This window comes from Sphingobacterium corticis, from assembly GCF_042684745.1.
Taxonomy (GTDB): domain Bacteria; phylum Bacteroidota; class Bacteroidia; order Sphingobacteriales; family Sphingobacteriaceae; genus Sphingobacterium; species Sphingobacterium corticis.
This window is the reverse complement of record NZ_JBHUMA010000008.1, coordinates 133395-145557: the sequence shown is the minus strand read 5'-3', so window position 1 is coordinate 145557 and position 12163 is coordinate 133395. Positions and strand designations below refer to the sequence as shown.

The 12163-nt window shown below is 42.9% G+C and carries 9 protein-coding genes; 2 read left to right on the top strand and 7 right to left on the bottom strand.

Annotated elements, in window-relative coordinates:
- Positions 1-376: 376 nt before the first annotated feature.
- From ccoS to ettA, 7 genes are all read right to left on the bottom strand, one after another.
- A complete protein-coding gene (gene ccoS, locus ACFSQ3_RS14560; protein ID WP_380870304.1) occupies positions 377-529 on the bottom strand; it encodes a cbb3-type cytochrome oxidase assembly protein CcoS in 153 nt (50 codons plus the stop codon).
- Positions 530-543: 14 nt separating this feature from the next.
- Positions 544-2931, bottom strand: a complete 2388-nt coding sequence (locus ACFSQ3_RS14555) for a heavy metal translocating P-type ATPase (RefSeq protein WP_380870303.1) — start codon at positions 2929-2931, stop codon at positions 544-546.
- Between the two features lie 24 nt (positions 2932-2955).
- Positions 2956-4317 carry an oxygen-independent coproporphyrinogen III oxidase gene (gene hemN / locus ACFSQ3_RS14550; RefSeq protein ID WP_380870302.1) on the bottom strand — a complete coding sequence of 454 codons (1362 nt, stop codon included), beginning with the start codon at positions 4315-4317 and terminating at the stop codon, positions 2956-2958.
- Positions 4307-4756, bottom strand: coding sequence for a lactate dehydrogenase (locus tag ACFSQ3_RS14545; protein WP_380870301.1), 450 nt, complete (start codon positions 4754-4756; stop codon positions 4307-4309). The genes hemN and ACFSQ3_RS14545 overlap by 11 nt, the downstream gene beginning before the upstream one ends.
- Positions 4757-4886: 130 nt before the next feature.
- Entirely contained in the window at positions 4887-5945 is a 1059-nt protein-coding gene (locus tag ACFSQ3_RS14540) for a response regulator (protein WP_380870300.1), read from the bottom strand.
- Between the two features lie 16 nt (positions 5946-5961).
- Positions 5962-7146, bottom strand: coding sequence for a PAS domain-containing sensor histidine kinase (locus ACFSQ3_RS14535; protein ID WP_380870299.1), 1185 nt, complete (start codon positions 7144-7146; stop codon positions 5962-5964).
- Between the two features lie 16 nt (positions 7147-7162).
- Positions 7163-8845 carry an energy-dependent translational throttle protein EttA gene (ettA, locus tag ACFSQ3_RS14530; protein WP_380870298.1) on the bottom strand — a complete coding sequence of 561 codons (1683 nt, stop codon included), beginning with the start codon at positions 8843-8845 and terminating at the stop codon, positions 7163-7165.
- Between the two features lie 176 nt (positions 8846-9021).
- Between ettA and ACFSQ3_RS14525 the strand changes: the two genes are divergently transcribed.
- Together ACFSQ3_RS14525 and ACFSQ3_RS14520 are read left to right on the top strand one after the other, a co-directional pair.
- Positions 9022-11571 (top strand): ATP-dependent Clp protease ATP-binding subunit, encoded by a 2550-nt coding sequence (locus tag ACFSQ3_RS14525; protein ID WP_380870297.1) that lies wholly within the window; start codon positions 9022-9024, stop codon positions 11569-11571.
- A 150-nt stretch (positions 11572-11721) separates the two neighbouring features.
- Positions 11722-12126: a hypothetical protein gene (locus ACFSQ3_RS14520; RefSeq protein ID WP_380870296.1), complete on the top strand. Its 405-nt coding sequence runs from the start codon at positions 11722-11724 to the stop codon at positions 12124-12126.
- The last annotated feature ends 37 nt before the right edge of the window (positions 12127-12163 follow it).

The following is a 12163-nucleotide window of genomic DNA, read 5'->3' as shown; positions in this document are numbered from 1 at the left end:
ACTCGCCACGCTACATGATCATTTCTTTAAAGAACTCTCTCGCCGCCGCATCGCGCTTTGGCATCTTATGTTTTACTCTTGCGAGCTTAACCTTTCATTTTGTTTCCCCTTCCTCTCGGTTGGGATTGCAAAGGTAGGAAACTTTTCTGATCTTGCAAATTTTATTTGAAAATAATTTTGAAGTCTTCCCATTTTGAATCCAGTCGTTTTCTAAGCCTATAGCCCCAAAAACTCCCTTTTTCCATTCTCTCACTACCATTCCTCCCTTGCGGAGTGGTGCAAAGGTAGAAACCTTTTTCATTCCCGCAAAACCTTTTTTGCTTTTTGATGTTCTAGCAAAGCTAAAACCCTGAAATGCAAGGAGATTTTTTTACTATTATTTTTCGGACACTTCATCATCAAACAGAATGCGATACGCAGGTGTATCCACATCCTTGTGCTGACCTGATTTATTTGCCCAGAAAAAAGCCATTAAAAACAATACCGCGACTAATGCGCTACATCCAATTAGTACAAAAATAATTCCCATCGCTTTATATTTTTCTAGATCAATTTCTGTTTTCTCCCAAACCAACGCGTAGTTAAACTGGTAAAAGAGATGATCGTCACCGTGCTCAATGGCATAAGAATCGCTGCAAACAATGGCGACATGATTCCTTGCACTGCAAAACTTAATCCTACCACATTATATAATACCGAAATCACAAAGCTCATTCGGATCACATTTACCGCATCTTTCGCAAACCGAAAGAAGTTGGGTAGCTGCTCAAAGTGTGCTCCGTCAAGAATAGCATCACATCCGGGTGAGAAGTTATTAATATCATCACTCACAGCAATCCCCAAATCCGATTTTCGCAACGCTCCTGCGTCATTCAGGCCATCTCCTATCATCGCAACGCTTTTGCTTTGCTCCTGCCAGCCGGATATCTGCGCCAGCTTATCGGCAGGACTTTGATTAAATAACAACAATGCATTTTCTGGGAATGTCAACTTCATCTCCGACTGATGCCGTTCATTATCTCCAGATAATAAATGCATCGAGAAGCTTTTCGATAGTTCCGATAAGGTATCGTTTAATTTTGCCCGCCAAGATTGCTCAACATGAAAAGCACCGCGCACGACATTATTTATCATCACGAATATGGATGTTCCGTCGTTGAAACGTGGTTCGCCCACAAATCGAGCGCTTCCAACTTTTATATGTACCCCATCACATTGCGCTTCAATTCCCTTTCCTGCGACTTCTGTAAAACTTTCTACGGATTGGTAATCGGAAATATGTAGAAATTGAACAATCTCGCGACTGAGCGGGTGAGAAGAATGTCGACAAACCGATGCGACAATTGCAGCCTCCGAATCTGACATCGTTCCTTCCCAAAACATACGTGCAGATGACGGGGAAGATATCGTTCCCGTTTTATCGAACACCAAGCAATCGATAGCTGCCATCTGCTCAATCACCGCAGCATTTTTCACATAAAATCTATTCTTATCGAAGATACTCAGTGCTGCGGAAAGCGTGAACGGCGAACTCAACGCCAGCGCACATGGACAAGCTATAATCAAAACGGCAGTGAATGCCGACCATGCGTATTGCGTATTTCCTAAGAAAAACCAGTAACACCAAGCGAGAACCGCAACAGAAACCAAGGTTACCGTGAAGTATTTGCTGATAAAACCTACAAAAGTTTGGTATTCTTTGGGCTTCGCATTCATTTGATCGTTATTCCAAAGTCTTGTCAGATAACTTTGCGAAACAGGCTTCATAACTTCTAACTCCATAGCCTCTCCCATCTGCCGACCTCCAGCATAAATCATTTCACCCAATCCTTTCTGAATCAACTTGGATTCACCAGTCACAAAGCTGAAATCAATGGCACCTTCTCCGCGAAGCAAAATAGCATCTGCCGGAATAATTTCATTATGCCGAATCCAAATCCGATCGCCTACGCGTAAATCCGCCAAAGGCACGGCGCGCTCCGATTTCCCTTCCAACACAGTAACAGCCACCGGAAAATAAGAGCGATAATCCCGCTCGAAGGACAAATGATGGTAAGTGCGTTGCTGCACCCAACGTCCGATCAGAATAAAAAACACCAAACTACATAAGGTATCGCCGAATCCAGGACCGCTTTGAGATAATACCTCAAATGCCGTGCGCAGAAATAAAACCAAAATACCTAAAGCCAACGGCACATCTAAATTCAATCGGCGCTGACGCAAACTTGTCCACGCCGACTGAAAATAACCGGAAGCGCTATAGAAAAATACGGGTAGCGCCAAGATTAAATTCAGGTAGCCGAAATAATGTGCGTAATGCTTCTCGAAGGATGCCATGCCAAAATAATCCGGAAAGCTCAACATCATCGAGTTTCCAAAACAAAAACCTGCGACCGCGATTTTGGCGATTAGATCATTTTGGTTAATCTTCTTATTCTCCTGCACGACATCCTGCAAAGTGATTTTGGGCTCATAACCCAAAGAAATAAGCAGTTCCACCAAAGCGCGAAGCGATATCGTTCGATAATCGAAAACAATACTGGCTTGCTTCTTCATAAAATCGACTTGCCCGCGTGCAATTCCTTTATCCAGTCGGTACAAATGTTCGAGCAACCAAATACAGGAGCTACAATGAATGGCAGGAATATAGAACGTAATAATCGCGCGCTCCTCATCCATAAAATCTACCAACTGCGCCATGATTTTGGGCTCGTCCAAATAGTTTAGATCAGCGCTTTTTGTGCTGTTTTGCGATTTTCCTGGATGCTGGTTGTATTTATAATAGCTATCCATCCCATTGTCGTGAACGATTTGGTAAACCGTCTGACAACCTAAACAGCAAAACTGATGACCTGCCAAGTGATAAGGCGCAGGCCCAATATCGTCTCCGCAGTGATAGCAAACTTGATTGAGTAATAATTCGGACGCCATGATGAATGGATTAATTGATTAGGATTATACCGCCTGACTGAATCGGGTAATAGAATCTTGCTCTTGGCGGTGCAGATAATCGTCGAAAGCTGTACAGATATTTCTGACGAACATTTTTCCTTTCATAGTTACGCGAACTTCATGTCCGAGAATATCCACCAATCCATCCTCAATCAATTCCTGCAAACGAAGCTTAATAATTTCACTATCGCTATTATCTTTCAACCAAACACGATCCCGACACATCAGTTCCAAAATGTATTTCCGAGTTATTCCATCCGACGGAGTCAAAATATGCCCCCGAAAAACCGGCAATTCATCTCGTTCTATCAACGAATAATATTCTTCCACCGTTTTCACATTCTGAGCATACGCAGACCAAGCGTCACTAATGGAAGAAACCCCAAGTCCGATAAGCAAAGGCGTATATTGTTCGGTGTATCCCATGAAATTACGATGCAAAGCACCGTTCTTTGCTGACAGGAACAAGCTATCATCAGGTAAAGCAAAGTGATCCATGCCCACATCTGCATAACCTGCATCCAACATCATCCGACGACCCAATTTGTACAATTCCAATTTGGCGCTACCGACCGGAAGATCCTTTTCCGTAAAATGACGTTGACCTTTTTTCAACCAAGGCACGTGCGCATAACTGTAAAACGCAATTCGATCGGGCTTCATCGCCAAAGAAACAGCTACCGTATTTGCCACGGATTCCAACGATTGCAGTGGCAAACCATAAATCAGATCAAAATTGATGGAGGTGTAACCTATCCCACGCGCTTCTCGCACCACGCGCTCCACATCTTCTACGCTTTGTTTCCGATTGATTACACGTTGTACTTCGCTATCGAAATCTTGAATACCCAAACTCAAGCGTCGAAAACCTAAATCAAAAAGTGTTTGAAGATGTTCCTTTGATGTATTAGCGGGATGTGCTTCAAATGAAAAAACGTGATTTTCGCTGATCGTGTTTCCTTCCAAAATCCCTTTTATCAACTGCTCCAAATGCTCCGGTGCAAAGAACGTCGGCGTACCGCCACCGAGGTGAATTTCGTGAATTTGCAAGGTTTGATTTCCCAAGGTAGCTTTGTACATTTCCCATTCTTTGAGCAAAGCTTTTATATAAGGCTGTTCTACCTGATGATTGCGCGTAATGCGCGTATTGCATCCGCAATATGTGCACAAGCTTTCACAAAATGGCAAATGGATATAGACGCTAATTCCTTGCTCAGGATTACGATCAAAACGAGATTTCAATGCCTGAATCCATTCCGATTTGCTAAATCCTTCGTTATTCCAATACGGCACAGTCGGATAGCTCGTGTACCTCGGTGCGGCCACATTATATTTTTCGATCAATGCGTTTAGGTTATCCTGCATGACGCTCTCCCTTCCCTATCTCGTCGATTTGCTTATTCGCGCAATCCATGCGACATTGGCAGGCCAATCCTGCGCAACCTCCCATCATCCAATTGTGTAAGTTTTGAATCGTTTGTTCGGCAATACCATATTCCGATTGGTCAGCAAATGGCGTATTTGCGACATGCATTTTCAACTGTCCTGCCGCATTTAGATCGATGTGATCCGTGTTCACGCTTCGCGTAATAACACTACGCACGCCCAGTTCATAAAGTTTCGATAATATCTCCGAATCCAACTGATCGCGCTCGGAAACAACAATCACTTCCTTGCCTCCCACAAAATGTACAGTATCCGAATTCAATGCATTCGAGATGAATGTAAAATCGTGCACTTTAGCATTTACTTTAGTAAGTAATGCCTTTTCATGTTCCAATATGCTGTAAGCGATCACTCTCATATCTTGTTGTCGGTTTAACTTGTTACCAAAGACCATAAACAAAGATAGCGGACACCAAAGGGCGCCGCCGTGTAGCTAATCAGCAAAAAAAGTGATCTTCGTCACCTATGGTGCGAAGAGACAGGAAGGTTTAGTGCTTGATGCGTTTAAGTTGGTTGACGGAAGCAATGACAATGGAGTTACCTGCTTTAGTGATCAATTTTTCATCCTTGAAATCTGCCAGCATCCGGCTGATTGTTTCATTTGCCGTCCCAGCCAATGCTGCCAAATCTTCCCGTGAAATCCGGATCGAACAGCTGTCTTGCTCGGGAGCAGATTTTTCAGCCACTTCGATAAGCGCATTTGCCACCCGTTTGCGGACCGTATCATAAGCAAAACCCAGCATTTGTTTTTCTTTAGCCTGCACATTGCCCGAAAGTAAACGAATAATTTTCCCTGCCAAATTGGGTTTTCGGTAGAGCAGTTCGAAAAAAGCTTCTTTAGGAAGCAATGCGACCTCCGCATCTTCCAGCGCAACAGCATTGTCTGAATATGGAATATTCAACAAAGGGGATTCATAACCGAAAAGTTGTTGCTCCGCAATGATCGAAGTGGACAATTCGCGACCATCCACATAACTTAAAAACGTCCTGATTTTACCTTGTCGTACATAATAAACAAAGTGCGGCATATCGCCCGCTTCGTAAAGCATTTGCTTCTTTTTCACCCGTTTCATGCGTGCTTCTCCCACCAATTGATCCAGCAGCGCATCTTGCGTAGCATCGTCGGAGCGCTCGGTATTATCTTGCGCACTAGCAAGCTGTTGTTCGCGCTTTTTTAAACGAACTTCGATAGCGTTCAGCAGTTCGATATCATCGAAAGGTTTTGTGAGATAATCATCCGCACCCATTTCCATCGCTTTGCGAATATCCGCACGCTCTGTTTTTGCCGTCAAGAAAATGAACGGAATATTTTTAGTGGTTTCGTACTTCCCTAACATATACAACACGCCGTAACCATCCAATTCTGGCATCATAATATCGCAAAGAATTAAGTCCGGGATATGCTCCAATGCCAAATCGACACCTTCCCGACCGTTTGCCGCCGTTAGCACCTCGTAATTGTCGGTCAGTTCTAAAATTTCGGCCGTACCTTCCCGAATCTCCAAATGATCTTCGATAATTAATACTTTCTGCTTTTGCGTTGCCATAATAAAATAGGTATTGCTATGCGGTAAATGTCATTTTAAAGCGCGCGCCCGCATTCAGTTCAGACCAATAAGAAAGCTCGCCTTCCATCAGCTCCACGTATCGTTTCACGATATTCAATCCCAATCCTGTTCCCGGAATGCTTCCAGTATTGTGCGCACGGAAGAATGGCTCGAACAGATTCTGTTGCTCTTCCAACGGAATTCCGATTCCGTTATCTTTCACCGTAACCGACAAGTTATCGTCCTGAATTTCTGTAGAAAACTCGATGTACGTATCCTCGCCGGAATATTTAATCGCGTTTGAAATCAGATTGATGATGCTATTTTTCAATAAATGTGGATCAATCTGAAAATTGCCTTCCGCTCCGGTGTGCTGATAAACAATGTTTTGATTGTTCTTGCAAATTAACTGCATTTCCTCCGCTATTTCCTCCGACAATTGAACAATATTGACCGGAATCTTCTGCGCATTAACAACTCCTGCTTCCAGTTTTTCTAAGGATAGAAAATCGTTCAAAATCGTATTGAGCAGTTGAACCGAACCTTTTATACGTGCTGTATGTTTAGAAACCGCAGCCAAATCCGGTTTCTGTGCATATTTATCGATGAGCGAAGCAGATAATTGTACAGAACTTAAGGGCGTGCGAAATTCATGCGAAGCCATCGAAACAAATCGAGATTTCAACTGATTGAGCTCCTTCTCCTTTTCCAACGATAAGCTCACTTCCAGCTTCGCTTCTTCCAGCTCGGAAACCAAACGAATCAAATCTTTCGTGCGATCACTTACCTTCGCTTCCAATTCCACCGCGTATTGACGAAGCTGATCTTCCGCTGCTTTTTCCTTCGTTAAATCGTGGATGAAGCCCGTAAATATTTTTCGGTTTTTATAGAAAACCTCGTTCACGGCAAGTCGGAAAGGAAATGTTGTTCCATCTTTTTTTCGTCCCAGCACTTCCCTTCCAATGCCAATAATCTTTCCATGCCCAGTGCGTTCGTAATTGTGGATATACGAATCATGCTTACTACGATCAGGCTCCGGCATCAAAATACTAATGTTTCGGCCAACGACTTCTTGCGCTTCATAACCAAACAGCGCCAACGCCGCCGGATTGATTGATTCTATCAATCCGCGATCATCGATCGTGATAATACCATCAATAGCGTGCGCAATAATGGCTTCCAGTAATTTTGCATTATCCACAGTGCGTCAGCTTAGGCTATTTGACCAGTTTTTTGTATTTAATTCGTTGTGGCGCAACATCACCCAAACGTTTCTTGCGATTTTCTTCGTACTCGGTATAGTTTCCTTCGTAAAAATAAACCTGAGAATCGCCTTCAAAGGCTAAAATGTGCGTACATATTCTATCTAAGAACCAGCGATCGTGGGAAATAACTACCGCACATCCGCCGAAGTTTTCCAATCCTTCTTCCAAAGCACGCAATGTGTTTACATCGATATCATTAGTTGGCTCATCCAGCAATAAAACGTTCGAACCTTTTTTCAACGTGATCGCCAAATGCACCCGGTTACGCTCTCCTCCGGATAATACGCCAACTTTCTTTTGTTGATCTGCACCATTAAAGTTAAACTTCGAAACATACGCTCGGGAATTCACGGCTCTGTTTCCTAGATTAATGTTTTCGTTGCCATCCGTGATGTTTTCCCAAACTGATTTTTCCGGATCCAAATCATGGTGCATTTGATCCACATAGCCTAAAGCGACCGTTTCACCCACTTTAAAGGTTCCGGTATCAGGTTCTTCCTGTCCGGTAATTAAGCGGAATAACGTGGTTTTACCCGCACCATTCGGACCGATAATACCGACGATTCCAGCCGGAGGTAAAGAGAAACTTAAGTTTTCAAACAAGATGCGATCGCCATAACTTTTCGAAATAGAATCGGCTTCGATAACAACATTTCCCAAACGTGGGCCTGGCGGAATAAATAGTTCCAATTTCGCTTCGCGATCTTGCGTTTCTTCAGAAGCTAATTTCTCGTAATTATGCAAACGCGCTTTCGATTTCGCGTGACGTGCTTTTGGTGCCATGCGCACCCACTCCAACTCACGCTCCAACGTTTTCTGACGTTTGGTTTCCTGTTTCTCTTCTTGTGCTAAACGTTTCGCTTTCTGATCCAACCAAGAAGAATAGTTGCCTTTCCATGGAATACCTTCACCACGATCTAGTTCTAGAATCCAACCAGCAACATTATCTAAGAAATAACGGTCGTGCGTCACCGCGATTACCGTTCCTTGATATTGTTTCAAATGCTGTTCTAACCAATCGATAGATTCTGCATCCAAGTGGTTCGTTGGCTCATCTAACAATAAAACATCTGGTTCTTGCAACAACAAACGACAAAGTGCCACGCGACGACGTTCTCCTCCTGACAAATTGGCAATTAGCGCATCCGGATCCGGGCAACGCAATGCGTCCATTGCACGCTCCAACTTACTATCCAATTCCCAAGCATTGGTAGCATCAATTTTATCTTGTAAAACACCTTGACGTTCCAATAATTTGTCCATCTCATCGGCATTTTCATACACTTCCGGAAGGCCGAATTTTTCGTTGATTTCTTCGTATTCCTGCAAGATCGCCGTGATCTCAGCAACCCCTTCTTCAACGATTTGTTTTACCGTTTTTTCCGGATCCAATTGCGGTTCCTGCTCCAAATATCCCACAGAATATCCGGGCGAGAAAACAACTTCCCCTTGGATAGATTTATCCAATCCGGCGATAATTTTCAGCAAGGAAGACTTACCTGATCCATTCAATCCGATTACACCGATTTTGGCACCGTAAAAGAAGGATAGATATATATTTTTAAGTACTTGTTTAGATGGTGGGAATACTTTGGATACCCCTGCCATCGAAAAGATTATTTTTTCGTCTGACATAGTAAAAACGGTAATATTTATCCTACAAATATAGCGATTTGCAGGCAAATCCTGCCAATTTGAACACACCATGTCGGTGGCGCGATTGTTGATAAATTATTGAAAGATTAACGTAAGGGTTATTTTTTATTTTACTTACATTTACGATAGGAACAAAAAATTAGAAAGGTTTATAGATGGAAGCTAAATTTTCACCACGAGTAAAAGATGTGATCTCGTACAGTCGGGAGGAAGCGTTGCGCTTGCGGCACGACTACATCGGCACGGAACATCTTTTGTTGGGATTGATTCGTGAGGGGGATGGTGTAGCAATTCATGTTCTAAAAAACATCGGATTGGATATGGCGGCTGTGCGCGAATCCATCGAAGATGCCGTAAAAGGTTCATCGATGTCTCGCACGCCGATTAGCAGCGTACCGCTAACCAAACAAGCAGAAAAAGTATTGAAAGTTACTTACTTGGAAGCAAAGATTTTCAAAAGTGATATTATCGGCACCGAACATTTGCTATTGGCCATTCTTCGCGACGAAGACAACATTGCCTCACAAATATTAAACAAACATCAGGTTACGTACGAGCTATTTAAAAGTGAATTAGCTCAAAACAAACCCGATATTACGAGCGAAGCAGCAGGTACGCCTTCAGGCGATGACGATTTTGGGGATGATGATGCGCAATTCGCGCAGCCGAAAAAAGTTTCGGACATCAAATCCAAAACGCCAGTATTAGACAACTTCGGTCGCGATTTGACAAAAGCAGCCGAAGAAGGCCGTTTAGATCCAATTGTTGGTCGTGAAAAGGAAATCGAACGCGTATCGCAAATTCTATCGCGCCGGAAGAAAAACAATCCAATCTTGATTGGTGAGCCGGGCGTTGGTAAATCAGCGATCGCGGAAGGTTTGGCACTGCGCATTGTACAACGTAAAGTTTCTCGTGTCTTATTTAACAAACGCGTGGTTACTTTGGATTTGGCTTCTTTAGTAGCCGGAACAAAATACCGCGGTCAGTTCGAGGAACGTATGAAAGCAGTGATGAATGAGTTGGAGAAATCACCGGATGTGATTTTATTCATCGATGAAATTCATACGATTGTCGGCGCGGGCGGTGCTTCAGGATCATTGGACGCATCAAATATGTTCAAACCGGCTTTGGCACGCGGAGAAATCCAATGTATTGGAGCAACAACCTTAGATGAATATCGTCAGTATATCGAGAAAGATGGTGCTTTGGATCGCCGTTTTCAAAAGGTGACGGTCGAACCGGCTAGCCACGATGAAACAATCGAGATTCTGAACCGCATCAAAGATAAATACGAGGAACATCATAATGTGACGTATACCGATGAAGCGATTGCAGCCTGTGTTACGTTGACAACACGTTATATTACGGATCGTTTCTTGCCAGACAAAGCGATTGATGCTTTGGATGAAGCTGGATCACGCGTACATTTGACAAACATCCATGTTCCTCAGGCAATCATCGATATCGAAGAAAAAATCGAAGCGGTGAAAGTGGAGAAAAACAAGGTTGTCCGCAGTCAGAAATACGAGGAAGCGGCTAAGCTTCGTGATACGGAAAAGAAACTAATCGAAGAATTGGAACGCGAAAAAGCGGCTTGGGAAGAGGAAACAAAAACCAAACGCCATACGGTGAGCGAAGACAATGTAGCCGAAGTGGTTGCGATGATGACGGGCATTCCGGTACAACGCGTTAGCCAAACCGATAGCCAAAAATTATTGAACATGGGCGAATCCATGAAAGGTAGAATTATCGGTCAGGATGAAGCGGTTCAAAAATTGGTGAAAGCCATTCAGCGCACACGTGCAGGATTGAAAGATCCGAAGAAACCAATTGGTTCATTTGTTTTCTTGGGCCCTACCGGTGTTGGTAAAACGGAATTAGCGAAAGAATTAGCTCGTTTCATGTTTGATACGGAAGATGCGCTAATCCAAGTCGACATGAGTGAGTACATGGAGAAATTCGCGGTATCCAGATTAGTTGGTGCGCCTCCGGGATATGTAGGCTATGAAGAAGGTGGTCAATTGACAGAGAAGGTTCGTCGCAAACCATACGCAGTGGTGCTTCTAGATGAGATTGAGAAAGCGCATCCGGATGTATTCAATTTACTATTGCAAGTTTTGGATGAAGGACAGCTTACGGACAGTTTAGGTCGCAAAGTTGATTTCCGTAACACCATTATCATTATGACCTCCAATATTGGCGCACGCCAGTTGAAAGAATTTGGTCAAGGTGTTGGATTTACCACCGCAGCAAAAGAAAACCAAGCAGATTCGCACTCTCGCGGTGTGATCGAAACAGCACTAAAACGTGCTTTCGCGCCGGAATTCTTAAATCGTATTGACGATGTGATTGTGTTCAACTCTTTGCAGAAAGAACATATCTTCAAAATCATCGACATCGAATTGCGTGCCTTATTCGGAAGAATCTCCGATCTAGGTCATTCTATCGAATTATCTGAAGATGCGAAGAATTACATTGCAGAAAAAGGTTATGATTCCAATTTTGGAGCGCGCCCATTAAAACGTGCTATCCAAAAACATTTGGAAGATCCAATTGCAGAAGAAATCTTGAAAGGAGATTTGAAAAGTGGAGAAACGATTTTGGTTGAATATGACAAGGATAAAGATCTGATTGTTGTTTCCGGGAAAGCTACCGAAGCTACGGAAGACGACGATGTCGAATCCAAATCCGACAAGAAAAAGTAATCCAGAAATCATTAAAAAAAAGACGCTGCTACGTAGCGTCTTTTTTTGTGGCAATATTTTTGTTAAAGCAGTATTAAACCTTGGGTGCGCAATGGAGGTCTGACCTTTGAAGCATATACCTATTAAGAGATATTTAAAAACAAACTACACATGAAAAGAATTCTATTATCCCTACTGATAGCCTCCGCTACACTGCTATCATTTAACTCGTGTACCAAAGAGTATATTGAAGAAGCTAGAACGATCACTTTACCTGATTACGAGATAAGACCTCAAGATTGGAATGGACAGAACACTAGAAGAGCTAACTTTATCATCGACGCTCCTGAGTTATCGAATGACATTGTTGATTTTGGGGTAGTGAACATCTCCATGAGTATCGATGGCAGGAAAACTTTTGACAAATTACCAGCTGTAATCGAAGGCGTTTCCTATAGCTATAATTATACTTTAGGAGAAATAATAATTTTTGCAGAGGATCCTATTTATAGTGATGGATTGGTTAACATCGACGGTATTAGAAACTTTAAGGTGTCTTTGACTCCTGGGAGATAAAACACTTTCAAATAAAAGAACAGCATTTTACATTTAC